This window comes from Pandoraea sp. XY-2 (assembly GCF_004193915.1).
Classification (GTDB): domain Bacteria; phylum Pseudomonadota; class Gammaproteobacteria; order Burkholderiales; family Burkholderiaceae; genus Pandoraea; species Pandoraea cepalis.
Genome location: NZ_CP030849.1, coordinates 4,431,347 through 4,456,023, shown reverse-complemented (window position 1 = coordinate 4,456,023; position 24,677 = coordinate 4,431,347). Strand labels below are relative to the sequence as shown.

The window sequence follows — 24,677 nt, the reverse complement described above, 5'->3', positions numbered from 1 at the left end:
AATCAAAAGCGAAAAAGCCGGCAAGTATCACTTGTCGGCTTTTCTCATTGTTGCCTGACTCGCGGACCAATGCAGCTTAAGGATTGCGTCCAAAATAGGTCTCGACCAGCTTGACCCAGTAAGTGCCGCCAAGCGGGAGCAGATCGTCGTTGAAATCATAACTGGCATTGTGCAGGTTGCACGGACCCAGGCCATGGCCGTTGTCCCGGTGCGTGCCGTCGCCGTTTCCGATGAACACGTACGCGCCCGGCTTCTTCAGGAGCATGAACGAGAAGTCCTCCGCCCCCATCGTCGGTTCCACCTCGTCGTTGACGTTCTCGTTGCCGACTACCTCGCGCATCACATCGGCACACAGCGCCGCCATGCCCGGATCATTGATCGTCGGCGGGTAATTGCGAAGGAATTCAATTTCCGCTGAGCAGCCGAACCCCTTGGCCACGAATTCGGCAATCTCTCGCAGACGTGTCTCGATGAGATCCAGTACCTCGATCGAAAACGTGCGAACCGTGCCGCCCAACCATGCCACATCGGGAACCACGTTTGTGGCGTCACCCGCATGGATCTGCGTAATGGAGAGCACCGCGGCGTCGATCGGCCGCTTGTTGCGCGTGATGATGCTTTGCAACGCCTGCGCCACCTGAACGGCCGCAATCACCGGATCGATGCCGGCATTCGGAATACCCGCATGGGTTCCCTTGCCGCGAAGCGTGATCTTGAATTCGTTGCTCGAGGCCATCATGGGGCCGGGCGTCACTGCGAAGGTGCCAGTCGGTGCGCCCGGCCAGTTGTGCATGCCGAACACCGCCTGCATGGGGAAGCGCTCGAACAGTCCGTCCTTGATCATTTCACGCGCACCGCCGCCGCCTTCCTCGGCCGGCTGGAAAATCAGGTAGACGGTGCCGTCGAAATGGCGATGCGTCTGGAGATACTGCGCGGCGGCAAGCAGCATGGCCGTGTGACCATCGTGACCGCAGGCGTGCATCTTGCCTTCATGTTTTGATGCGTGGTCGAACGTATTGGCCTCACGAATCGGCAGCGCATCCATATCGGCGCGCAGACCGATCGCGCGGTCGCTGCTGCCTTGCTTGATGATGCCGACAACGCCGGTTTTGCCGAGTCCGCGATGAATGGGGATACCCCATTGGGTCAGCGTATCCGCCACTACGTCCGAAGTGCGCTTCTCTTCGAAGCACAGTTCGGGATGCGCGTGAATATCACGTCGGATGGTCTGGATTTCGCCGCGAGCGGCGTCGATTTCTGGAATGAGCTTCATGTTCGGGTTTCCTGCGGGGCGCAATGATCCATCTTACCCCTAATGACCTGATCTGACACCTTGGTAGGAAACGTCCGAGCGCTGCACCGGACACGTCTGGAAAATGTCGCAAGTGACCGTGCTGCGCGGTTAGGCGGGGGGAACGTAATACAATGTCGTCAACGTCGCGCCGTTGGCGGTCGCGGCAATTTCGTAAAGAGAGGAGTCGTTTCATGACGACCAACACCCGCGTCGTTCGGGCCGCATGCCCGCATGACTGTCCCGATACGTGCGCCATGCACGTTACGGTGGAAAATGGCGTCGCTATCAAGGTCCAGGGCGATCCGGACCATCCGACGACCAAGGGCGTCTTGTGTACGAAAGTCTCTCGATACACTGAACGAACCTATCATCCGGATCGCTTGTTGCATCCGCTCAAGCGCGTCGGACCGAAGGGTAGCGGGCAATTCGTGCCAGTCAGTTGGGATGAGGCGCTTGACGAGATCGCCTCGCGACTGGGGGCGATTGCGGCACGCGAGCCCGAAGCGATTCTCCCCTACAGCTATGCTGGCACAATGGGATTCGTCCAAGGCGAGTCGATGGCGGCAAGGTTCTTCAACAAGCTCGGCGCGTCCGATCTCGATCGCACGATCTGTGCGAGCGCAGGTGCTGCGGGCCTGCGATACACGTACGGTGCTGGCGTCGGCATGCACGTCGAACACTTTGTCGACAGCAAGCTGATTCTTATCTGGGGCAGCAATCCGATTACGTCGAGTGTGCATTTCTGGGCCATCGCGCAGGAGGCCAAGCGTCGCGGTGCGAAGTTGATCGCCATCGATCCCTATCGCTCGCTCACGGCGGAAAAATGCCATCAGCATATTGCCTTGCTGCCAGGCACGGACGCGGCGCTGGCATTGGGCATGATGCATGTCCTGATCGATGAGGATCTGGTTGATCACGAATACATTGCGCGACACACAGTGGGCTACGCGCAGCTCAAGGAGCGCGTACGACGCTACACGCCGGCCCGCGTCGCGGAAATTTGCGCGATCCCCGAAGACACAATCACGACATTGGCGCGCGAGTATGCGAACGCGAAGCCTGCGGCGATCCGGCTGAACTACGGCATGCAGCGAGCCAGAGGCGGCGGGCAGGCGACCCGCGCGGTCGCCTGCCTGCCGGCGCTGATTGGCGCGTGGCGCGATCCGGCGGGCGGGCTGCTGATGTCGGCGTCGGGTTACGCACCCGTTGATTCGGTGGCGCAGGCACGGCCCGATCTGCGGCCACATCAGGAAAAACCGGCCCGCGTGGTGAACATGAGCGCGATCGGTGATGCCCTTTGCCATCCGGGCGACGATTCGTTCGGGCCGAAGATCGAGGCGCTGGTGGTCTACAACAGCAATCCAGTGGCGGTGGCACCGGAGTCGGGCAAGGTGGCAGCGGGCTTCGCCCGGGAAGATCTCTTCACCGTGGTGTTGGAACATTTCCAGACCGATACCGCCGATTATGCGGACTTCGTGCTGCCGGCAACGACGCAGCTCGAGCATCTGGATATCCACAAGGCTTACGGCCATACCTATCTGCTGGCGAACAATCCGGCCATTGCGCCGCTCGGCGAAGCCAAGCCCAACTCGGAAATCTTTCGTCTGTTGGCAGGGCGCATGGGATGGCAGGAGACCTGTTTCTCCGATACCGACGATCAATTGGCCGCGCAATCCATTCGCTGGAACGATGCTCGCATGGCAGGGAGTGACTGGGAGACCCTCAAGCGTGATGGATGGATCCGATACGATCTGCCGGACGCGCCTTTTGCGAACGGGCAGTTCTACACGCCGTCGGGCAAGTGTGAGTTTTATTCAGAGCGCATGTTGCAGGAAGGTTTCGATCCGCTACCCGACTGGGTGCCGCCGTACGAATCGGTGGCGAGCAATCCGGATCTGGCGGCACGCTATCCCCTGGCAATGATTTCACCGCCCGCCCGTCACTTCCTGAATTCGAGCTTCGTGAATGTCGATAGCCTGCGCGCCTCGGTGGGAGAGCCGACGCTCGATATTCATCCCTCAGATGCCGCGCCACGAGGCATTGAGAATGGTGGCGATGTGCGAATCTTCAACGATCGAGGCATCTTGAGCGCAAAGGCTCGGGTGACGGAGAAGGCGCGTGAAGGCGTCGTGGTGGGTCTGTCTATCTGGTGGAAGAAGCTCGCTCCGGACGGCAAGAATGCCAACGAGGTCACCAGCCAGCAGCTGACCGATCTGGGACGAGCGCCAACGTTCTACGATTGCCTGGTCGAAGTCGCGCCGGCATAAGGCCGGTCGTCACGCCTGCCGATGCCGAGCTGACGCCGAGGAGCCCGCGATGCGTAACCCTGCTGCGATGCTCACTCCGTTCCCGGTGTTCTCGGCATGCCGGCGTTCGATGTTTCGCGCCGCCGTGGGTTTAGGCGCCGGTTGGGCGGTACTGTTCGGTCTTGCCGGATGCGGCCAGGTCGGTTACTACGCGCAGTCGATTAACGGGCACTTCACCGTGTTGCATCAAGCGCAGCCGGTGTCCGATTTGCTTGCCGACCCATCGGTTGCCCCGCATTTGCGCACACGGTTGATAGACGCCGAGCAAATCCGAAGCTATGCCGTGTCCGCGCTCGGTGAGCCGGACAACGGAAGTTATCGCAGCTATGCGGACCTCAAGCGACCGTTCGTCGTCTACAACGTCTTCGCCGCGCCCGCGCTGTCGCTGAAGCTTCGCGAGTCCTGCCTGCTGGTCGTCGGATGCGTCGAGTATCGGGGCTATTACTCTCGCGAATCCGCCGAGGCTTATGCGGCCGAGTTGCACCGCGACGGCTGGGAGACGTTCGTCGCGGGGATTCCGGCGTATTCGACGCTGGGCTATTTCGACGATCCGCTGCTCAACACATTCATCTATCTTCCGCGGGCGGAAGTGGCTCGGATGATTTTCCATGAACTCGCGCATCAGATTCTATTTGTTCGAGGCGATACGGCATTCAACGAGTCTTTCGCCGTGACGGTGGAAACCGTGGGCGTCCGGCGCTGGCTCGCGGCGCACCCCGACGCGGCCATGGAATACGAGCGATACGACGCGCACCGACGCCAGTTCCGTCAATTGGTGGAGGGTTATCGCAAGCGCTTGGAAACCCTGTACGACGGCTCGGAAACGAACGCGCAGAAGATCGCGACCAAGGACGCGCTGTTCGCCAGCATGCGCGCTGACTACGAGCGGTTGAAGGCGTCCTGGGGGGATACAAGGGGTTTGACCTTTGGTTTGCCTCGCACTTGAATAACGCCAAAATCGGATCGTTCGCGACGTATAACCAGTGGGTGCCGGCGTTCATGGCGATGCTGGCGGAAGAGCATGACGACCTGCCGGCCTTTTATGCCGCCGTCAAAACTTTATCGAAGCGGCCAGAGGCCGAGCGCATTGCAGCGCTCACCGCGCTAGATAGCACCCCGGCGGCCGCCGCAGCGCGCGACGTGCTCGACAAGCCGATGCAGGCGCGGCGATAGACTGTCTGAGGAATACCACAGAATCTGGATCCGAGCATCAGAGCCCGGCGTTCGACGCTTGAGGCTCGAACGGCGAAGGGCGGAGGGTGAAGGGTGAAGGGCGGGGGGCGGGGGCGGGGGGCGGGGGGCGAGGGGCGACGCCGAGCCTTGAGCGTTAACGCGGCACAAGTCGAACGTTGGAGATCCCGGATCCAAAGTGAACGTAGGTATCGCCGTTTCAAATGGAACACGGCGCCTCGCACCCCTCAGGCAATCACCGACTTCAGGTCGCCCAGCAGGGCATATAGTTGCTTCTGCCTGTCTTCCGGCAGCTGTCCGAGGCGCTGCTCGATCCACTGTTCATGAGCACGAGCCATATCGGAGAACGCCTTCTTACCGCGTGGCGTAAGCTTGATCAGAAAGGCGCGCCGGTCGTTGGCGACCGTCTGGCGCGTTACCCAGCCTTCCTTTTCCAACTGATCGGTAATGCCCGTGACGTTTCCGCCGGTGACCATCATCCGCTTGCTAAGCTCCCCCATCTTCAGCCCCTCGGGATGTCGGTCGAGTTGCGCGAGCAGATCGAAGCGAGGCAGCGTGCAATCGAAATCCTGGCGCAAACGCGAGCGGATGTCCGTCTCGATCATATTGGCGCAGGTGAGGAGGCGCAGCCATAGCCGCAGGGCATCGTGCTCGCGATCGTGGGCTCGGGTTTCGAGATCGAGAGAGTCGGCATCGGCGAGGCTCATGGTGGGCAACGTAAAATTTACAGTATGGAAATTTTAGGTTTGAAATAAACCATCGGTCAAGCTGGGGTCGATACGAAGTTCTGGCGTACGCTATGCTGGCAAACGGCAAACGGCAAACGGCAAACGGCAAACGGCAAACGGCAAACGGCAAACGGCAAACGGCAAACGGCAAACGGCAAACGGCGGCAGCAGTTGCTTCTTCGCCAGCACCCATAAAAAAAGGGCACCCGAAGGTGCCCTTTCGTCAAAGCCTAAGTGACAGAAGCAGTCAGCTTAGAACTTGTGACGGATACCAGCCGTAACGGCGAACTGGTTCGTGCTTTGCGCGAAACCTTGGCCGTTCATCGACGCGCCGCCAGGAGCGTCGTTGTTGGCGTGTTGCCACAGACCAACCAGGTACGTGTCCGTGCGCTTCGACAGGAAGTAGTCGACGCCCAGGTTGACTTGGTGGTACTTCGGCGACAGGTCGGTCGTGCCCGATGCCAGCTTCGTCCAGGTGTACGTGTAAGCCAGGCCCAGTTGCAGGGCCGGGGTCAGCATGTACTTGCCGTTCAGTTCGACGTTGTCGAACTTCCAGCTGCCACCGCCGATGTAGTCATACTTGCTGTGGCTGTAGACCAGGCCAACCGTGGCCGGGCCGAAGGCGTACGAACCGCCTGCCGAAGCAATGTATGCCTTGTCGCTCGTGCCGCCAGCCGACATCGCCGTGTTCTGGTCGCCGCTCAGCAGCACGCCGCTCGAGTTGCTGCCCGGTGCGCCGAGGTACAAGTAGCCAGCGCCCAAGGTCAACGGACCGTTGGCGTAGCCCATACCAACCGACCATGCACGGTTGTTCGCGAAGCCCGTGCCCGTCGAACCGTTGTTAGCCGAGTTCGAGAAGCCGTACAGAGCGCCAGCGCTGAAGCCGTTGTAGTTGGCGGTCGTGTACTTGATCGAGTTGTTGACGCGGAACGAGTTGTTCAGGTTGTCGTTATCGAACGGGTGAGCGCCCGAATACGTTGCCCATTGGCTACCCGAAGCGAACGGGCCAACGAAGTCAACCACGGAGTCGTACTGACGACCGATCGACACCGTGCCAGCCGTTGCGCTGCTCAGGCCAACGTAAGCTTGACGACCGAACAGGCGACCGCCTTGAGCCGACATGCCGTTGTTGACGTTGAAGCCGCTTTCCAACACGAAGATCGCCTTCAGGCCGCCGCCCAGATCTTCAGCGCCCTTCAGGCCCCAACGCGAACCTTGCAGGTTGCCGCTGTTCAGCGAGATGTTCTTGGCGGTTTGCGCGGTGCCGGCAATGTTGCCGCCCGTCTTGTTCACGTACGTGAAGCCACCGTCGATGATACCGTACAGGGTCACGCTGCTTTGAGCGTGAGCAGCGCCAGCGAATGCGCCGAGCACACCCAGAGCGAGAAGCGACTTTTTCATTGAGTGATCTCCAAAGGATTGTGAGATTTGTTTAACAAGGTCACTAGTGATAACGTCCTTGCTAATCAACTTCGCGAGAAGTTGGACGTAATGTAACAAATTCACTGTGGGCGGCAAAGGAAAAGGCCCGTTTTGCGCGGGTTTGCGGCGTCCTTTGTTTCGTTTACGCAACAGCCCGCAAACCGGCGTCCAGCGGGGCTTTCGTGCCTTTGCGCCCGCGCAAGGCGCGCCGGACAAAGGCGCGTATCATCCGTGACGGACGTGATGCAATCGTCTGACGTCCCACATAGTGAAAAAACGAAGTGAGTTGAAAGTACGATGTTTTCCGACAGCCTGATCTCCGAACTTGACCGCGGCCTGCGAGCGATCGCCGGCGTTACGCAAGCCTCTCGCCCGACACCTGCTGCCGATGCTTCTCCCGCATCTATATCGGGTGACGCATCGATCGGCGACGACGCATTGACGCCGCAAGAGCGGCGCCATGTGGCGGGTCTCATGCGCGTGAATCACGTGGGGGAGGTTTGCGCGCAGGCGCTTTATCAGGCACAGAAGCTGGCGACAAAACGCCCGGAGCTGCGTTCCGCCTTCGAGCACGCCGGCAAGGAGGAAGAAGATCACCTCGCCTGGACGGCGCACCGTCTCTCGGAACTCGGCTCGCGCCCGAGCCTGCTCAACCCGCTTTGGTATGCCGGCGCGTTTGCCATTGGGTTTGTCGCCGGCAAGTGTGGCGACAAGGTCAGCCTCGGGTTCGTCTCGGAGACGGAGCGGCAGGTGGAGCACCATCTGGATGGCCACCTCGACGACTTGCCGTCGCATGACCTGCGCTCACGCGCCATCGTCGACCAGATGCGACGCGACGAGATCGCGCACGGTCAGGCGGCGCGCGATGCCGGCGGGATCGAACTGCCCGCCCCTGTACAGCACGTAATGCGCGCCGCCGCGAAAGTCATGACGACGACGGCCTACTATATATAGAGCAGTTGAAATTGAGCACCCGAAATAGAGCACTTGAATAGAGCCCCTGAAGCGTTTCCTCGATTGACCCCTACCTCCTGTGTCGATCTTCCCCTCGTGTGGCGCGTGCCAACCGGCAGTTGTCGCGCTTTGGCTCGGCGTAAGTGCGCACTACTCGCCAGCGATAGTGCTGGCGGGCCTCCCGCGAGGCGGCATCTAAAGTTTGAGGTTCCACATTCACTATCGCAGTTATGTCTTTAATTTTCCTGACAAAATTCCGTTTTCCGGCTTTAGGAAAGTGAGCTAAGTCATTGTTCTGTCTGACAAATTCCCTCCGAAATTCGGGTGAAACGCTTGACCGCCCAAACACTCTCCTCTAAAGTGGGAAATAGTGTGAGAAAGTGTATTTTTGTGTGGTGTAAGGCACAAAATCTTTCTCTTTCGGCATGACGGGCAGGCGGACGAAACCTCACGGGAGCGCATGTGTTTCAGGGAGCCTCGGCACTTTCACTGGATGCGAAGGGACGGATGTCGATTCCGGCCCGGCATCGTGACGTGCTGCAAGGCGATGCGCAAGGCAAGGTGACGATCACCAAGCACCCCGACGGATGTCTGCTGCTGTTCCCGCGTCCCGAATGGGAAATCTTCCGCGGCAAGATCGCCGCACTGCCGATGGACGCGCACTGGTGGCGACGCATCTTCCTGGGCAACGCCGCCGACGTCGAGATGGATTCGGCGGGCCGTGTCCTGGTGGCGCCCGAGTTGCGCGCGGCCGCGGGCATGGACAAGGAAGTCATGCTGCTGGGCATGGGCAGTCACTTTGAACTCTGGGATGCCGCGACGTACGCCGCCAAGGAACAGGCGGCAATGGCGCAAGGCATGCCGGATGCATTGAAAAACTTCACTTTTTGACAGATCAGGTGGTCCGACGAGCATGACGCACGCGGTGGAAACGGTTATGCAGCACCGCACGGTCCTGCTTGAGGAGGCCGTGGATGCCTTGCTGTGGCGCGACGACGGCGTCTACGTCGACGGCACCTTCGGCCGCGGCGGGCACAGTCGCAGGCTTCTCGAGCGGCTGGGCGCCAAGGGAGGCTGATCGCGTTCGACAAGGATCCCCAAGCGATCGCGGAGGCGGCAAAAATTGCCGATCCGCGATTTTCGATTGAACACGACAGCTTTGCGACGTTGCGCGAGGCGCTAGCCCGCCGCGGTATCGACAAGGTGTCGGGGGTGTTGCTGGATCTGGGCGTGTCGTCACCGCAGGTCGACGACCCCGCGCGCGGATTCAGTTTTCGTTTCGACGGCCCGCTCGACATGCGCATGGATCCCACGCGCGGTGAGTCGGCCGCCGATTGGCTGGCCCGGGCAACGCTGGAAGACATGACGGAGGTCATCAAGGACTATGGGGAAGAACGGTTTGCTTTTCAGATTGCAAAGGCGCTTGTTGCTCGCCGGGCAAACGCCGATCGCCTCGGTCCACTCGTCAGCACACGCGAGCTTGCCGAGATCGTGGCGGGCGCCGTCAAGACCCGTGAGAAGGGCAAGGACCCGGCAACACGCACCTTTCAGGCTCTACGGATTCACGTCAATCAAGAGCTTGCGGACTTGCAGATAGCCCTCGAGGTAGCAGCCGATGTCCTCGAAACGGGAGGCAGACTCGTGGCGATCAGCTTTCATTCGCTGGAAGACCGCATCGTGAAGCGCTTCATGCAAGCGCGCTCAAGTGCGCCGGTGGTGGATCGCCGCGTGCCCTTGCGCGCCCACGAAATTCCCGAGCCGCCGTTCAAGGCCAGCCGCAAGATCAAGCCGTCCGCCGCCGAGGTGGGGGCGAACCCGCGTTCGCGTTCGGCGATCATGCGGGTCATGGAGCGGGTGTCGCCATGAGCCGGCTCAATGCGCTTCTGCTCGTGTTGCTCATCGGCTGCGCGCTGTCGCTGATCAATGCCCAGTATCGGGCACGCGGTACGTTCGTCGAACTCAATCGCGAGCAGGCGCTCGAGCATCAATTGTTGCAGGACTGGGATCGCCTCCAGTACGAACAGAGCGCACAAAGCAAGAGCGCCCGCATCGAAAGCGTTGCGCGCAACGACCTGAAAATGCAGGCCGTCTCGCCCGGTCGCACGCAATATCTGTCCGCACCGGCCGGTAGCGCCGGCGCGATGGTTGACGTGCCGGTGCCGAGCGCGAGTGCCGCGTCCGCGCCCGAGAGCGGAGGCAAGCGATGAATCGCCGCAAGGACGCCAAGGCCAAGACCAAGGATGTGCAGTTCTCTGCCAGCCCGGTCCTGTCCGTGCGTCTGCCGATGTGGCGATCGAAGATGCTCGTCTTCGTGATATTCGGTGCGTTCGGATCGCTGGTCGCGCGCGCCTTCTGGATTCAGGGCCCGGGCAACGCCTTCTATCAGCGCCAGGGCGAGAGCCGTTACGAACGCACACTGGAGATGTCCGCCACGCGCGGAAAAGTGTTCGACCGTAACGGACAGGTGCTTGCCACCAGTCTGCCCGTCAAGGCCATCTGGGCCATTCCCGAAGACGTGCCCGACGATATCTCGACGCAACAGGTGCGCCAGCTCGCGCGTCTGCTCGAGATGGGCGAGCCGGATCTGCGCCGGAAGCTGAATCAGGAAAAGAGCTTCGTCTATGTGAAGCGCCAGGTGTTGCCGGACGTGGCCAAGCAGGTCGCCGATCTGGACATCCCGGGCGTGTACCAGCGCAAGGAATACAAGCGTTTCTATCCGGAAGGCGAGATCACGGCCCACGTGGTCGGCTTCACGAACGTGGAAGACATCGGGCAGGAAGGCGTCGAGTTGTCGATGCAGAAGGATCTGGCGGCCACGCCGGGAAGCCGTCGCGTCATCAAGGACCGTCTCGGCCGGGTGGTCGAAGGGGTCGACATCCTGGCGCAGCCGCGCGACGGCCATGACATCACGCTCTCGATCGACAGCAAGATCCAGTTCCTCGCCTACAGCGAACTGAAAGACGCCATCGAGCGCACGGGTGCGAAGGCCGGCAGCGCCGTGGTGCTCGATGTACGCACGGGTGAAGTGCTGGCGCTCGCGAACCTGCCGACGTACAACCCCAACAACCGCACCAACCTGACCGGCGCGCAGTTGCGCAACCGGGTGATGACCGACACGTTCGAGCCGGGCTCGATCATGAAGCCGATCACCATCGCCGCTGCCCTCGAAAATGGGCACGTGACGCCGACGTCGACCGTAATGACGACCGGCCGGGCGAACTTCTTCGGCGCGAACATCACGGACACGCACGACTACGGTCTGCTTACCGTGGCGGGCGTCATCCAGAAGTCCAGCAACATCGGCACGGCCAAGATCGCGCTGCAGATGAAGCCTCAGGAAATGTGGGACATGTTCACGAGCGTCGGCCTCGGCCAAGCGCCGAAGATCGGTTTCCCCGGCGCGGTGGCGGGGCGGTTGCGTCCGGCCAAGAGCTGGCGTCCGATCGAGCAGGCGACGATGGGCTACGGCTATGGCCTGTCGGCGTCGCTGATTCAACTGGCGCGCGCCTATACCGTGTTCGCGCATGACGGCGAGCTGCTGCCGATCTCCATCTACAAGACAGATGGCAGCGTCGTGAAGGGCACGCCGGTGATTTCTCCCGCGACGGCCCGCGAAGTGCGCAAGATGCTGGAAATGGTGACGTCGCCCGGCGGTACCGCCACGCGGGCGCAAGTGATCGGCTATCGCGTCGGTGGCAAGACCGGCACGGCGTACAAGCAGTCGGGCAAGGGATACGACAAGAGCAAATATCGCGCGTCGTTCGTTGGCATGGCGCCGATGTCCGAGCCGCGCATCATCGTGGCCGTCACGCTCGACGAGCCGGGGCGCGGGTCGCACTACGGTGGCGTGGCCGCCGGTCCGGCGTTCGCGGCGATCGTGGGCGGCACGTTGCGCGCGTTGAATGTGGTGCCGGATTCGCCGGTCACGAAGCTCGTCGTGAGCGACAAGGTGGAGGAGAGCGAGCCATGGGCACCGTGACCCCGACGCCGCATAACCCCGCCACGCTCGCGCTCATCGCAGATGCCGCCGAGCGCGCCACGCTGACGCAGGCGTGGGACTGGCTGCGCCTGACAGTGCCGGCCGGTGCGGCGCTGCAGGCCGACAGCCGTCGCGTGACGTCGGGTGATGTTTTCGTCGCGTACGCCGTCAAAGGCGCCGACAGCCGCGGTTTCATCGCCGACGCCGTGGAGCGCGGCGCTGCCGCAGTGCTTTGGCAGAGCGATGACTTCACCTGGCCGGCGTCGCTGGCCAGTCTCGCGAACGTGCCGGCGTTCGGCGTGCCGCGACTTGACTGGCTGGCGGGCCCGCTGGCGGCGCTCTGGTGCGGTGAGCCGAGCGTTGGCATGACGACGCTGGGCGTAACCGGCACGAACGGGAAGACATCGTGCAGCCAGTGGATCGCGCAACTGTTGTCGAAGGCGGGCAAGCGCAGCGCGGTGATCGGCACGCTGGGCAGCGGTTTTCCCGGGCATCTGACGATGACCGGGTTCACCACGCCCGATGCGGTCCAGTTGCAACGCAGCCTGAGCGACCTGCGGGCGCAGGGCGCGGCGGCGGTCGCGATGGAAGTGTCGTCGCACGGTCTCTACCAGGGACGCGTGAACGGCGTGGCCTTCGACATCGCTGTCTTTACCAATCTGACGCAAGACCATCTCGATTACCACGGCACGATGGCCGAGTACGAGGCGGCGAAGACACGTCTGTTCGACTGGCCGGGCCTCAAGGCGGCCGTCATCAATCGCGACGATGCGATGGGGCAACGCCTGCTCGCGCGTCTGGCCGGGAAGACGCCGGTCTATGAATACGGCCTGCATGGCGACGCGAAGTCGGCGCATGGCAACGTTGTGCTGCGCGCCGAGGATATCCGCGCGACCACTGCAGGTACGCGCTTCACGCTGTATCTCGGCGATCACAGTCAGCAGATCACCGTGCCGCTCATCGGCGAATTCAATGTGAGCAACGCGCTCGCCGTGCTGGGTGCGGCGCTCGCCGCCGGGGTGCCGCAAGACGCCGCCATTGCCGGGCTCGCCGCACTCACCCCCGTGTCCGGGCGTATGGAGCAAATCGGACAGCCGGGGCAGCCCCTGGTCGTCATCGACTACGCGCACACCCCCGACGCACTCGACAAGACGCTCGACGCGTTGCGGCCGGTCGCCTCGGCGCGTGGCGGCAAGCTCGTCTGTGTGTTCGGCTGCGGTGGTGACCGCGATACGGGCAAGCGTCCGCAAATGGGCGCAGTGGCGGAGCGCCTGGCCGACGCCGTCGTGCTCACGAGCGACAACCCGCGCACGGAAGTGCCGGCCGACATCATGGCGCAAATCGCCGCGGGCCTTGCGCACCCGGACGCGGCACGCTGTATCGAAGACCGGGCGAGCGCGATTCTGCAGGCCGTGCGCGGTGCGCAAGCCGCCGATGTCGTGCTCATCGCCGGCAAGGGACACGAAAGTACGCAGGAAATCATGGGTAAGAAACGGCCGTTCTCCGATCAGGAGCATGCGCGTCTGGCACTCGCCGCGCGTGCGACCACCGTGCGCGGAGGTGGCGAATGACGATGATGTGGCGATTGAGCGATGCCCAGGCCGCCGTGCGCGATTCGCGCGTGACGGGCGCACCAACGACCGCCTTTGCGCGCATCGTGACCGACAGCCGCTCGGTGCAGCCGGGCGATCTGTTCGTGGCGATCCAGGGCGAGCGCTTCGACGCGCACGACTTCCTGGCCGACGTGGCGCGTGCAGGGGCGGCCGCCGTGGTCGCGTCGCGCGTGCCGGAGGGGTTCGCGACGCCGGCGCTCATCGTGCCCGACACGCGCATCGCGCTGGGTGAGCTGGCGGCCGCGTGGCGCCGCCGCTTTGCGATTCCCGTGGTCGCCGTCACCGGCAGTAACGGCAAGACGACCGTCAAGGAAATGATCTCGGCGATCTTCGCCGAGGCGGTGGGGGCCGAGGCGCGTCTGGCGACTGCCGGCAACCTGAACAACGACATTGGCCTGCCGCTCACGCTGTTCCGTCTGAAGGACAGCGACAAGCTGGCGGTGCTGGAACTGGGCATGAATCACCCCGGCGAAACGGCGTATCTCGCGGCGATTGCACAACCGACGGTGGCCGTCATCAACAACGCGCAGCGAGAACATCAAGAGTTCATGGTGAGCGTGGCCGCTGTCGCCGAAGAGCATTCAGCCGTGCTGGCAGCGCTGTCCCACGACGGGGTTGCCGTATTCCCGGCGGAGAGCGAATTTGCGCCGATGTGGCGCGAGATCGCAGGCAAGCGCCGTGTACTCGACTTCGCGCTAGATGGCCGCGCCGCTGTCACGGGACGCTACGACGTCGCCACGCGCGTACTACGTGTGGCGTCGCCGGCCGGTGAGTTCTCGCTCGCATTGCCGCTGCTCGGCGAGCACAACGCGCGTAACGCGTTGGCTGCGATTGCCTGTGCGTTGGGGCGCATGTCGACATTGGCTCGATCGTGCGGGCACTCGAAGGGTTTTCCGCCGTCAAAGGCCGTCTCCAGGTGTCAACGCTCTCCAAGGGGCCGCTCGCGGGTGTCACATTGATCGATGACACCTATAATGCGAACCCCGATTCGGTCCGCGCCGCGATCGACGTTCTGGCGCAGACGCCGGCCCCACGGGTGCTGGTGCTCGGCGACATGGGCGAAGTCGGCGACAACGGACCGGCGTTTCACCGCGAGGTGGGCGAGTACGCCGCCCAGCGCGGTATCGATCGTTTGCTCGCGATGGGCGAGCAAACGACAGCCAGTGTCGCGGCCTTCGGCGACGGCGGCGAGCATTTTTCCGACGTGACGGATGTGGCGCCGCTCGTGGCCGAGCTGAATGCCACGTTGAGCGCGCCGGCCACGATATTGGTCAAGGGAAGCCGCTTCATGCGGATGGAGCGCGTGCTTGAGCAGTTGCGCGCGACGAGTGAAAGCGGGGGCGGCAACGCCCCTGCCAAGTGATAAAGGATTGATGGAATGTTGCTGACGTTGGCGCAATGGCTGCAAGCGGATGCGAGCTATTTGCGCGTGTTCAACTACCTGACGTTTCGGGCCGTGATGGCAAGCCTCACGGCGCTGGTGATCGGGCTCGCGTTCGGGCCGATGGTCATCCGCAAGCTCGCCGAAATGAAGGTGGGCCAGGCGGTGCGTACCGATGGCCCGCAGACTCACCTGGTGAAGTCGGGCACGCCCACGATGGGCGGGGTGCTGATTCTCATCGGCATCACGGTCGCCACGCTGCTGTGGGCGGACCTGAGCAACCGCTTTATCTGGATCGTACTGACCGTTACGCTCGGCTTCGGCATCATCGGCTGGATCGACGATTACCGGAAGGTCGTCTACAAGGACCCGCGTGGCATGTCGTCGCGCGAGAAGTACTTCTGGCAGTCGATCATTGGCCTGTTTGCCGCGATCTATCTGGCGTTCTCTGTGTCGGAGACGAGCAACCTGAAGGTCTTCGAGCTGTTCATCAGTTGGGTGCGTAACGGCTTCCCGCTCGATCTGCCCCGAAGGCCGACTTCATCGTGCCGTTCTTCAAGACGATGAGCTACCCGCTGGGCGTGTTCGGTTTCATCGCGCTCACGTACTTCGTCATCGTCGGCTCGTCCAACGCGGTGAACCTGACCGACGGTCTCGACGGTCTCGTCATCATGCCGGTCGTGTTGGTCGGCGCGGCCCTCGGCGTGTTCGCGTATGTGATGGGTAACGTCGTGTACTCGAAATACCTGCTGTTCCCGCATATTCCGGGCGCGGGCGAATTGCTCGTGTTCTGTTCGGCGATGTCGGGCGCGGGGCTTGCGTTCCTCTGGTTCAACACACACCCGGCCCAGGTGTTCATGGGCGACGTTGGGGCCCTGGCGCTCGGCGGCGCGCTCGGCACGGTGGCCGTGATCGTACGTCAGGAAGTCGTGCTCTTCGTGATGGGGGGCGTGTTCGTGGTGGAAACGTTGTCGGTGATGCTGCAGGTGATCTGGTTCAAGTACACGAAACGGCGCTTCGGAGAAGGACGACGCATCTTCAAGATGGCGCCGCTGCACCACCACTTCGAATTGTCCGGATGGAAGGAAACGCAGGTGGTGGTTCGCTTCTGGATCATCACGCTGATGCTGGTGCTGATCGGTCTGTCGACGCTGAAGCTGCGCTGACGAGGCCCGGGGCCCGCGAAACGGCGACGTTGTGAAATGACAATGTCGCCTTTTCGCAAAGCAGGACTCAAGGTAAGGCCGCTCGCGCCGATAGCGGAATATCGGCGACGTTGAGGTGACGCATTCGTCGGTGGTTTGAATCGATAAAAGGGAAAGAGCGACGTGTTCGGCGAGAAGTTTGGTGAATCCTGGCAACCGCGTGTCCTGATCCTGGGTCTGGGAGAGTCCGGCCTGGCGATGGCACGTTGGTGCGCGCGTTACGGCTGCCGTGTGCGGGCGGCCGACACGCGCTTTGCGTCGTCGGAGACACCGCCGAATGTTCTCGCCTTGCGTGCCGACGCCGCGCAGGCCGAATTCGTCGGCGGTGCATTCGGGGCCCAGGTCGACACGTTGCTCGCCGACATCGAACTGATCGGTATCAGCCCAGGCCTGTCGCCGCTCGCCGCCGATGTGGCGGCGCTGCTGACGGTGGCGGCCGAGCGGGGCATTCCCGTGTGGGGCGAGATCGAATTCTTCGCGCAGGCGCTGCGCCACATGCACGCGACGAGCGGCTACGCGCCCAAGGTGCTGGCCATTACCGGCACGAACGGCAAGACGACGACCACGAGTCTGACGGGGTTGCTGTGCCGTCGCGCCGGCAAGCGCACGGCGGTCGCGGGCAATATCAGTCCGACCGCGCTCGACCGTCTGAGCGAATGCATCGCCGACGCCACGTTGCCCGATGTCTGGGTGCTTGAACTTTCCAGCTTTCAGCTCGAGGCCACGCATTCCCTCGCGCCCGATGCGGCCGCGATTCTCAATATCACGCAGGACCATCTGGACTGGCATGGCGATATGGACGCCTATGCCAAGGCCAAGGCGCGCATTTTCGGCCCGCAGACCGTTCGCGTGCTCAACCGCGACGATGCTCGCGTGATGAGTTTCGCCACGCCCGAGGCCAATGTCGTGACCTTCGGCACCGGCAAGCCCGAGGCTGTCGGCGACTTCGGCCTGGAGATGGAGGGCGGGATGTCGTGGCTGGTCGAGGGCTTCTCGCGCGACGACGCCCCGCCGGCGCCGAAGCGGCGCAAGGCCGGCGCCGTGGAGGCGACGCTCGAGGTGATCGGCAAACGCCTCATGCCCGCCGACGCGCTGCGCATCCGCGGTCAGCACAATGCCGCCAACGCGCTGGCGGCGCTCGCGCTCACGCGCGCCATCGACCTGCCGATGGCCAAGCTCTTGCACGGCTTGCGCGAATACCCGGGCGAGCCGCATCGTGTGCAGCTCGTCGGCGCGATCAACGAAGTCGAGTATTACGACGACAGCAAGGGCACCAACGTGGGCGCGACGGTCGCGGCCATCAACGGCCTGCAGAAGACGTTGCTCCTGATCGTCGGCGGCGACGGCAAGGGGCAGGACTTCTCGCCGCTGGCCAACCCTGTGGCGCATCACGCGCGCGCCGTGTTGCTGATCGGCCGCGACGCGCCGCGGCTGCGCGAAGCGCTGGCCGACACGGGTGTCGATCTGATCGATGCCCCGACGCTCGAAGCCGCCACGCGAGACGCTGCGAAGCTGGCCCAGCCGGGCGACGCGGTGCTGCTCTCGCCGGCCTGCGCGAGCTTCGACATGTTCCGCAACTACGAGCATCGCGCGCAAGTGTTTCGCGACACCGTGGTTGATCTGGCCGCCGACGCGGGGGTGATGCTATGAACCGTATCAAGTCGTTCTTCAGCAAGAAGCGTCAGGCCGGCTTTGCCGGGGCAGGTACGGCGGCCGCCGCTCCGGGCGCCGCGACCCATGCCGCGAGCCGTACGCTCGGCAGCATCAAGCCGACCCGCTCGCGCATGCTCGAATACGATCACGCGCTCGTCTGGGTGGTGATTTCGCTGCTGTCGCTGGGGCTGGTGATGGTGTATTCGGCATCGGTCGCGCTGCCGGACTCGCCGAAGTACAGCGGATACACGACGTACCACTTTCTCGTGCGTCATATCGTCTCGCTGACGATCGGACTGGTCGCGGCCCTCATTACGCTGCGTATTCCAGTCAAGACACTCGACAAGCTCGCGCCCAAGGTCTTTCTGCTGGCGCTGATGTTGCTCGTGATCGTGCTGATCCCGCACCTGGGCAAGGGCGTGAACGGCTCGAAGCGCTGGATTCCATTCGGGGTGCTCAATCTGCAGCCGTCGGAAATCATGAAGCTCGCGGTCACGCTGTACGCCGCGAACTACACCGTTCGCAAGCAGGAATTCATGCAGAGCTTCCGCAAGGGCTTCTTGCCGATGGGCATCGCCGTTGTGTTCGTCGGTATGTTGCTGCTGCTCGAGCCGGACATGGGCGCCTTCATGGTGGTCGCGGCCATCGCGATGGGGGTGCTGTTCCTCGGCGGCGTGAACGGTCGCCTGTTCGGCGGGCTGGCGCTCACGGCCGTGGGCACGTTCGCCATGCTGATCTGGTTGTCGCCGTGGCGTCGCGAGCGGATTTTCGCGTATCTCGATCCGTGGCGCGAGGACTACGCGCTCGGCAAGGCGTATCAGCTTACACACTCGCTCATCGCGTTCGGACGCGGTGAATGGACGGGCGTGGGGCTGGGCGGGAGCATCGAGAAACTGCACTACCTGCCCGAAGCGCACACCGACTTCATCCTCGCGGTGATCGGCGAAGAGTTCGGCTTCGTGGGCGTGCTGGTCGTCATCCTGCTCTTTTACTGGATGGTGCGCCGCGCGTTCGAGATCGGGCGTCAGGCACTGGCGCTCGAACGCACGTTCGCCGGCTTGCTCGCGAAGGGCGTGGGCGTGTGGCTCGCTTCGCAGACCTTCATCAACATGGGCGTGAATCTGGGCTTGCTGCCGACCAAGGGCCTCACGCTGCCGCTGGTCAGCTACGGCGGCTCGGGCATCTTGCTCAACTGTGTGGCCGTGGCGATTCTGCTGCGGGTCGATTACGAGAACCGCGTGCTGATGCGGGGAGGGAAAGTATGACCGAGCGCGCCGCCGCGATGCCGGCCCCGGAAACGAAGACGCGCACGCTGCTGGTGATGGCCGGCGGCACGGGCGGTCACGTCTTCCCGGGGCTCGCGGTCGCCAACTTCCTGCGTGTGCAGGGGTGGCGCGTGGTGTGGCTTGGGAATGCGACAGGCATGGAAGCGACGCTCGTGCCGAAGTACGACATTCCGATGGCGTTCGTGAAGTTCGGCGGCTTGCGCGGCAAGGGCCCGATGACCAAGCTGCTGCTGCCGCTCAATCTGCTGCGCGCGTTCTGGCAGAGCCTGCGTGCGATCCGCCGCGTCAAGCCGAACGTGGTGCTCGGGATGGGCGGCTACATCACGTTCCCGGCGGGCATGATGGCGTCGCTGCTGGGGCGTCCGCTCGTGCTGCACGAGCAGAATTCGGTGGCCGGCATGGCGAACAAGGTCCTTGCGCGCGTGGCCGACAAGGTGCTGCTCGCGTTCCCCGACACCATCGCCGGGGCGAATGGGTCGGCAATCCGATCCGTGCCGACTTCGACGAGATGGTGCCGCCGGCCGAGCGCTACCGCGCGCGCACCGGGCCGCTGCGTATTCTGGTGGTGGGCGGCAGTCTCGGCGCGACGGTGCTCAACGAAATCGTGCCCAAGGCGCTGGCGAAGCTGGCGCGCGACGCGCGTCCGCAAGTCACGCACCAGGCGGGCGTTAAACATATTCAGACGCTGCAGGCCAATTACGCGGCAGCGGGCGTAACGGTCGATGCGGTGCCGTTCATCGATGACATGGTCGCGGCCTATGCGGCGGCGGATCTGGTGATCTGTCGGGCAGGGGCGATGACGGTGGCCGAAGTCGCGGCAGCGGGCGTGGCGGCGTTGTTCGTGCCGTTCCCCCATGCCGTCGACGACCATCAGACAACCAATGCGCGTTTCCTCGCCGACAAGGGCGCGGCAACGCTGATCGACCAGCGCGAGCTGTCGGTCGAGACCCTGGCCGAGTGGCTGCGCCGTCAGACGCGCGAATCGCTGCTCGCGATGGGAGAGAAAGCCAGGGCGCTCGCCAAGCCGGACGCCACCGAACAAGTGGCGCGCGTGTGCGCGGCTCTGGCCAAGGATTGAAATGAAACACATCGTCAAACACATTCACTTCGTCGGCATTGGCGGCTCGGGCATGAGCGGCATTGCCGAGGTATTGCTCAACCTGGGGTATCAGGTGAGCGGCTCCGATCTCGGCGACAACGCGGTGACGCAGCGCCTCGTCAGTCTTGGCGCGCGCGTCGCCCGCGGCCACGCGGCCGAGCACATCGAAGGGGCGGACGCCATCGTCGTGTCCACCGCCATCACGGCGGACAATCCGGAGGTGCTCGCCGGGCGTGCCCGCCAGATCCCCATCGTGCCGCGCGCGCTGATGCTCGCCGAACTCATGCGCCTGAAGCAGGGCATCGCCATCGCCGGCACGCACGGCAAGACAACCACGACGAGTCTCGTGGCGAGCGTGCTTGCGCAGGGCGGGCTCGATCCGACGTTCGTGATTGGCGGCCGACTGAACAGCGCCGGCGCGAACGCCAAGCTCGGCACGGGCGACTTCATCGTGGTCGAGGCCGACGAATCGGACGCCTCGTTCCTGAACCTGAATCCGGTCATCGAGGTCATCACGAACATCGATGCCGATCACATGGACACCTACGGACACGACTTCGCCCGTCTGAAGCAGTCGTTCGTGGCGTTCACGCAGCGCCTGCCGTTCTATGGCATCGCCGTGCTGTGCGTGGACGATTCGAACGTGCGCGAGATCCTGCCGTTCGTCTCCAAGCCGATCGTGCGTTACGGCCTGTCGGAAGACGCACAGGTGCGCGCCATCGATGTGCGTGCGGACGCCGGCCAGATGCGCTTCACCGTGCTGCGCCGGTTCGGTGCCGGTGCCGCACCCCTCGACATCACACTGAACCTGCCGGGCGAGCACAACGTGCGCAACGCGCTGGCGGCGATTGCGATCGCGACCGAACTTGAAGTGCCGGACGCTGCAATCCAGCAAGCGCTGGCCGAATTCAACGGCGTGGGCCGGCGCTTCCAGCGCTACGGCGACATCGCGCTGCCGAAGTCGAGCGGCGGCGGCACGTTCACGTTGATCGACGACTACGGACATCACCCGGTCGAGATGGCGGCAACGCTCGCGGCCGCCCGCGGCGCGTTCCCGGGACGTCGCATCGTGCTGGCCTTCCAGCCCCATCGATACACGCGTACGCGCGATTGCTTCGAAGACTTCGTGAAGGTGCTGTCCGACGCCGACGCCGTGGTACTCGGCGAAGTCTATTCGGCCGGTGAGGCGCCCATCGTGGCGGCCGACGGTCGCGCACTGTCGCGCGCCCTGCGCGTGGCGGGCAAGGTAGAGCCGGTTTTCGTGGAAGACGTTGCGCAACTGCCCGACGCCGTTCTGCAAGTCGCCCGTGCGGGCGACGTCGTTATCACCATGGGTGCCGGCTCCATCGGCGCGGTGCCCGGCAAGTTGCAAGTTCAGCAAGGAGTTTGAAGTGAGTGCTTTCGATCCGAAACGTTTCGGCAAGGTGGGCGTCCTGATGGGCGGGCGCTCGGCCGAGCGTCAGATCTCGCTGATTTCGGGCAATGGCGTGCTCGAAGCCCTGCGCTCGCGCGGGGTGAATGCGCATGCGTTCGATACCGGCATGCACGACCTCACGGCGCTCGCCGCGCAGAAGTTCGACCGGGTGTTCATCGCGCTGCATGGCCGCTATGGCGAAGACGGCACGCTGCAAGGCGTGCTCGAGCATCTGGGGGTTCCGTACACCGGCAGCGGCGTGTTGGCCTCCGCGCTGGCGATGGACAAGGAGATGACCAAACGCGTGTGGATCAACGAAGGGTTGCCGACGCCGCGCTTCGCGATGCTGAGCGCCGACAGCGACTTCGATGCCGTGGCCCGCGATCTCGGCCTGCCGCTTATCGTCAAGCCGTCGCGTGAAGGCTCGACGATTGGCCTGACAAAGGTCACCGAGGCGTCGCAACTGAAGGCGGCCTTCGAGAAGGCCGTCGCCCTGGATCCGGACGTCCTCGCCGAAGAGTTCATCGATGGCGACGAACTGACCGTGCCGGTGCTTGGCGTGGGCACGAAGGGCGCGGCGGCCGCGCGTGCGCTGCCGGTGATCCGCATCGTGGCGCCAGACGCGAACTACGACTACCAGAACAAGTATTTCAAGGACGACACGCGCTACGAATGCCCGCCGCCGCTATCGGTGTCGTTGCAGGAGGAGGTGCAGCGTCTGGTGCTGCGCGCCTATCTCGTGCTGGGCTGTCGCGGTTGGGCGCGCGCCGACGTGATGCTGCGCAAGCGTGACAACAAGCCGTTCCTGCTGGAGATCAATACCTCGCCGGGCATGACGGGCCATTCGCTGGTGCCGATGTCGGCACGAGCGGCGGGGCTGTCGTACGAAGACCTGGTTGTCGAAATCCTGGCCACCGCGACGCTCGATCTGCATCCGAACGCGCAGTGGAAACCCGAGTAAAACCTTGAACGCGTTGAAGAACGCCCCGATACGGAAAGCAAATCGCCATGTGGCAAAACGTACGCCTGCTCAACGCCATCGCGAGTGCGCTCGTCGCACTCGTCGTGCTGGCGGCGCTCGCTGCGGGCGGCCATTGGCTGATTCAGCGGCCGATCTTCACGCTGACGGCGGTGCAGATCGATGGGGACGTGTCTCACATCAACGGTCCGACCTTGCGCGCGAATGCCGTCTCGCGCCTGAAGGGCAATTTTTTCACGATCGATCTGGACGCCACGCGAGCGGCGTTCGAGGCCGTGCCGTGGGTGCGCCATGCAAGCGTGCGACGTGTGTGGCCGAACCAGCTCTCGGTCACGATCGAGGAATACAAGCCGCTGGCCACGTGGAACGACGGCCGTCTGGTGAGTGTGGACGGCGAGCTGTTCGCGGCGAATCTGGCCGAAGCCGAGGACGACGGCAAGCTGCCCGAGTTCGCCGGCCCGCCGGGCAGCGAAAAGGATGTGACGGCGCGGTACTACGACTTCGTAAGGTGGTTCGCGCCGCTGAAAATGAAACCCGAAGCGGTCACGCTGTCGAATCGTTACGCATGGAGCGTACGGCTCTCCGGGGGAGTGCAACTGGCGCTGGGACGAGAGCGTACCGCCGAGTCCCTCGCCACACGCAGCAGGCGTTTCGTACAAGCGTATCCGCAGGTAGCGGCGCGCTGGGGAAATCAGATCGAGTACGCCGATCTGCGTTACCCGAACGGTTTTGCCGTGCGTGCCGCGGGCATGCGTTTCTTGAGCGAAGAACAGGCCAAGAAGCTTGCCACGGCACCGGTGCAAAAGCGGGATTCGCAAAAGCCGGCAGTTGCGCAACCTGCCGCGCGGCAGAAGCGAAGCCAGTGAGACTTCAGGACTTACACACGCTATGAGCAAAGATTACAAGGATCTGTTGGTCGCCCTCGATATCGGCACGTCGAAAGTCGTGGCGGTGGTGGCCGAACTGCGCCCTGAAGGCCGCTATGAAGTGATTGGCCTCGGCCAGAGCGAATCGCGCGGGCTGAAAAAAGGTGTCGTGGTGAACATTGAGGCCACGGTGCAGTCCATTCAGCGTGCACTCGAAGAAGCCGAGCTGATGGCCGACTGCAAGATCACCAACGTGTTCACGGGCATTGCCGGTAGTCACATTCGCAGCTTCAATTCGAGCGGCATGGTGGCGATCAAGGACAAGGAGGTGACGCAGGCCGACGTGGCACGCGTCATCGAGACGGCCAAGGCGATCAACATCCCGACGGACCAGCAGGTGCTGCATATCCTCACGCAGGAATTCATCATCGACGGTCAGGAAGACGTGCGCGAGCCGATCGGCATGAGCGGCATCCGCCTTGAAGTGAAGGTGCACATCGTGACCGGCGCCGTCTCGGCGGCGCAGAACATCGTGAAGTGTGTGCGCCGGTGCGGTCTCGAAGTGAACGACCTGATTCTGCAACCGCTCGCGTCGAGCATTTCGGTGCTCACGGAAGACGAGAAGGAACTGGGCGTGGTGCTGATCGACATCGGCGGCGGCACGACCGATATCGCGATCTTCAGCGAAGGCGCGATTCGGCACACGGCCGTGATTCCGATCGCGGGCGATCAGATCACGAGCGACATCGCGATGGCGGTGCGCACGCCGACGCCGGATGCGGAAGACATCAAGATTCAGCACGGCATCGCCAAGCAGTCGCTGGCCGATCCGGACGAAATGATTGAAGTGCCGGGGCTGGGCGAGCGCGGTCCGCGCACGCTCTCGCGTCAGGCGCTGGCGGCGGTGATCGAGCCGCGCGTCGAAGAGCTGTTCTCGCTGGTGCAGCAGGTGGTGCGCGAGTCAGGATACGAAGAACTGCTGTCCTCGGGCATCGTGCTCACCGGCGGCGCGGCGATGATGCCGGGCATGGTCGAGCTGGGCGAGGACATCTTCCTCAAGCCGGTGCGCATTGGCGTGCCGGAGTATGCGGGCGGCCTGGCCGACGTGGTGCGCAGCCCGCGCTACGCGACCGCGATGGGGCTGCTGCTCGAAGGTCGTTCCCAACGCATGCGCGGGCGCAAGGTCGCGGTGCAGTCGGGGCAAGCGAATCAGGTCTGGTCGCGCATGCGCGACTGGTTCTTCAGCAATTTTTAATGGTGTTTTTTGAGGGGTGTGGATTCGGTGTTGAAAACACGCTTGGCTTACC

Annotated in this window: 15 protein-coding genes and 5 pseudogenes; 17 read left to right on the top strand and 3 right to left on the bottom strand. The window is 63.4% G+C overall.

The window, feature by feature from the left end; all coding sequences use genetic code 11:
- Positions 1-76: 76 nt before the first annotated feature.
- Entirely contained in the window at positions 77-1,273 is a 1,197-nt protein-coding gene (locus tag DRB87_RS20095; protein ID WP_130027202.1) for a M20 aminoacylase family protein, read from the bottom strand.
- Positions 1,274-1,485: 212 nt separating this feature from the next.
- Between DRB87_RS20095 and DRB87_RS20090 the strand changes: the two genes are divergently transcribed.
- Together DRB87_RS20090 and DRB87_RS20085 are read left to right on the top strand one after the other, a co-directional pair.
- Complete coding sequence (locus tag DRB87_RS20090; RefSeq protein ID WP_130027200.1) at positions 1,486-3,561, top strand: molybdopterin-dependent oxidoreductase; 2,076 nt, start codon at positions 1,486-1,488, stop codon at positions 3,559-3,561.
- A 49-nt stretch (positions 3,562-3,610) separates the two neighbouring features.
- Positions 3,611-4,773, top strand: a pseudogene (locus tag DRB87_RS20085) (aminopeptidase).
- Between the two features lie 245 nt (positions 4,774-5,018).
- Here the strand turns inward: DRB87_RS20085 and DRB87_RS20080 are convergent.
- Both DRB87_RS20080 and DRB87_RS20070 read right to left on the bottom strand, forming a co-directional pair.
- A complete protein-coding gene (locus DRB87_RS20080; RefSeq protein ID WP_130027198.1) occupies positions 5,019-5,498 on the bottom strand; it encodes a MarR family winged helix-turn-helix transcriptional regulator in 480 nt (159 codons plus the stop codon).
- Between the two features lie 273 nt (positions 5,499-5,771).
- Positions 5,772-6,920 carry a porin gene (locus DRB87_RS20070; protein WP_130027195.1) on the bottom strand — a complete coding sequence of 383 codons (1,149 nt, stop codon included), beginning with the start codon at positions 6,918-6,920 and terminating at the stop codon, positions 5,772-5,774.
- A gap of 318 nt (positions 6,921-7,238) precedes the next feature.
- Here DRB87_RS20070 and coq7 point away from each other — a divergent pair, with 318 nt between their 5' ends.
- The 15 genes and pseudogenes from coq7 to ftsA all read left to right on the top strand — a co-directional run bounded on the left by coq7 (position 7,239) and on the right by ftsA (position 24,625).
- Positions 7,239-7,895, top strand: a complete 657-nt coding sequence (coq7, locus tag DRB87_RS20065; RefSeq protein ID WP_130027193.1) for a 2-polyprenyl-3-methyl-6-methoxy-1,4-benzoquinone monooxygenase — start codon at positions 7,239-7,241, stop codon at positions 7,893-7,895.
- A gap of 462 nt (positions 7,896-8,357) precedes the next feature.
- Positions 8,358-8,786 (top strand): division/cell wall cluster transcriptional repressor MraZ, encoded by a 429-nt coding sequence (gene mraZ / locus DRB87_RS20060; RefSeq protein WP_026132111.1) that lies wholly within the window; start codon positions 8,358-8,360, stop codon positions 8,784-8,786.
- A 22-nt stretch (positions 8,787-8,808) separates the two neighbouring features.
- Positions 8,809-9,761: pseudogene (gene rsmH / locus DRB87_RS20055) on the top strand (16S rRNA (cytosine(1402)-N(4))-methyltransferase RsmH).
- The gene (gene ftsL, locus DRB87_RS20050; RefSeq protein WP_017234761.1) at positions 9,758-10,102 is read left to right on the top strand and encodes a cell division protein FtsL; all 345 of its coding nucleotides are present in this window, start codon (positions 9,758-9,760) and stop codon (positions 10,100-10,102) included. The pseudogene rsmH and the gene ftsL overlap by 4 nt, the downstream one beginning before the upstream one ends.
- Positions 10,099-11,874, top strand: a complete 1,776-nt coding sequence (locus DRB87_RS20045; protein ID WP_130027191.1) for a penicillin-binding protein 2 — start codon at positions 10,099-10,101, stop codon at positions 11,872-11,874. Before ftsL ends, DRB87_RS20045 begins: the two co-directional genes overlap by 4 nt.
- On the top strand, positions 11,862-13,445 hold the full coding sequence (locus tag DRB87_RS20040; RefSeq protein ID WP_130027190.1) for a UDP-N-acetylmuramoyl-L-alanyl-D-glutamate--2,6-diaminopimelate ligase: 1,584 nt from the start codon (positions 11,862-11,864) through the stop codon (positions 13,443-13,445). Before DRB87_RS20045 ends, DRB87_RS20040 begins: the two co-directional genes overlap by 13 nt.
- Positions 13,442-14,850, top strand: a pseudogene (murF, locus tag DRB87_RS20035) (UDP-N-acetylmuramoyl-tripeptide--D-alanyl-D-alanine ligase). The gene DRB87_RS20040 and the pseudogene murF overlap by 4 nt, the downstream one beginning before the upstream one ends.
- 15 nt (positions 14,851-14,865) lie before the next feature.
- Positions 14,866-16,034 (top strand): annotated as a pseudogene (mraY, locus tag DRB87_RS20030) (phospho-N-acetylmuramoyl-pentapeptide-transferase).
- A 162-nt stretch (positions 16,035-16,196) separates the two neighbouring features.
- The gene (murD, locus tag DRB87_RS20025; RefSeq protein ID WP_130027188.1) at positions 16,197-17,723 is read left to right on the top strand and encodes a UDP-N-acetylmuramoyl-L-alanine--D-glutamate ligase; all 1,527 of its coding nucleotides are present in this window, start codon (positions 16,197-16,199) and stop codon (positions 17,721-17,723) included.
- Positions 17,720-18,991 carry a putative lipid II flippase FtsW gene (gene ftsW / locus DRB87_RS20020; RefSeq protein WP_130027186.1) on the top strand — a complete coding sequence of 424 codons (1,272 nt, stop codon included), beginning with the start codon at positions 17,720-17,722 and terminating at the stop codon, positions 18,989-18,991. Before murD ends, ftsW begins: the two co-directional genes overlap by 4 nt.
- Before the next feature lie 17 nt (positions 18,992-19,008).
- Positions 19,009-20,090 (top strand): annotated as a pseudogene (murG, locus tag DRB87_RS20015) (undecaprenyldiphospho-muramoylpentapeptide beta-N-acetylglucosaminyltransferase).
- Position 20,091: 1 nt separating this feature from the next.
- Entirely contained in the window at positions 20,092-21,501 is a 1,410-nt protein-coding gene (gene murC, locus DRB87_RS20010) for a UDP-N-acetylmuramate--L-alanine ligase (protein ID WP_130027184.1), read from the top strand.
- Between the two features lie 46 nt (positions 21,502-21,547).
- Positions 21,548-22,486 (top strand): D-alanine--D-alanine ligase, encoded by a 939-nt coding sequence (locus tag DRB87_RS20005; RefSeq protein ID WP_240756339.1) that lies wholly within the window; start codon positions 21,548-21,550, stop codon positions 22,484-22,486.
- Between the two features lie 47 nt (positions 22,487-22,533).
- The gene (locus tag DRB87_RS20000) at positions 22,534-23,370 is read left to right on the top strand and encodes a cell division protein FtsQ/DivIB (protein ID WP_130027181.1); all 837 of its coding nucleotides are present in this window, start codon (positions 22,534-22,536) and stop codon (positions 23,368-23,370) included.
- A 22-nt stretch (positions 23,371-23,392) separates the two neighbouring features.
- Entirely contained in the window at positions 23,393-24,625 is a 1,233-nt protein-coding gene (gene ftsA, locus DRB87_RS19995; RefSeq protein WP_017234751.1) for a cell division protein FtsA, read from the top strand.
- Positions 24,626-24,677: the final 52 nt, after the last annotated feature.

Coding starts and splice junctions, on each gene's coding strand:
- DRB87_RS20040 (WP_130027190.1), top strand. CDS start 11,862: ATGGGCACCGTGACCCCGACGCCGCATAACCCCGCCACGCTCGCGCTC.
- DRB87_RS20045 (WP_130027191.1), top strand. CDS start 10,099: ATGAATCGCCGCAAGGACGCCAAGGCCAAGACCAAGGATGTGCAGTTC.
- coq7 (WP_130027193.1), top strand. CDS start 7,239: ATGTTTTCCGACAGCCTGATCTCCGAACTTGACCGCGGCCTGCGAGCG.
- DRB87_RS20005 (WP_240756339.1), top strand. CDS start 21,548: ATGGGCGGGCGCTCGGCCGAGCGTCAGATCTCGCTGATTTCGGGCAAT.
- DRB87_RS20000 (WP_130027181.1), top strand. CDS start 22,534: ATGTGGCAAAACGTACGCCTGCTCAACGCCATCGCGAGTGCGCTCGTC.
- DRB87_RS20080 (WP_130027198.1), bottom strand. CDS start 5,498: ATGAGCCTCGCCGATGCCGACTCTCTCGATCTCGAAACCCGAGCCCAC.
- ftsL (WP_017234761.1), top strand. CDS start 9,758: ATGAGCCGGCTCAATGCGCTTCTGCTCGTGTTGCTCATCGGCTGCGCG.
- DRB87_RS20090 (WP_130027200.1), top strand. CDS start 1,486: ATGACGACCAACACCCGCGTCGTTCGGGCCGCATGCCCGCATGACTGT.
- ftsA (WP_017234751.1), top strand. CDS start 23,393: ATGAGCAAAGATTACAAGGATCTGTTGGTCGCCCTCGATATCGGCACG.
- DRB87_RS20095 (WP_130027202.1), bottom strand. CDS start 1,273: ATGAAGCTCATTCCAGAAATCGACGCCGCTCGCGGCGAAATCCAGACC.
- DRB87_RS20070 (WP_130027195.1), bottom strand. CDS start 6,920: ATGAAAAAGTCGCTTCTCGCTCTGGGTGTGCTCGGCGCATTCGCTGGC.
- murC (WP_130027184.1), top strand. CDS start 20,092: ATGAAACACATCGTCAAACACATTCACTTCGTCGGCATTGGCGGCTCG.
- ftsW (WP_130027186.1), top strand. CDS start 17,720: ATGAACCGTATCAAGTCGTTCTTCAGCAAGAAGCGTCAGGCCGGCTTT.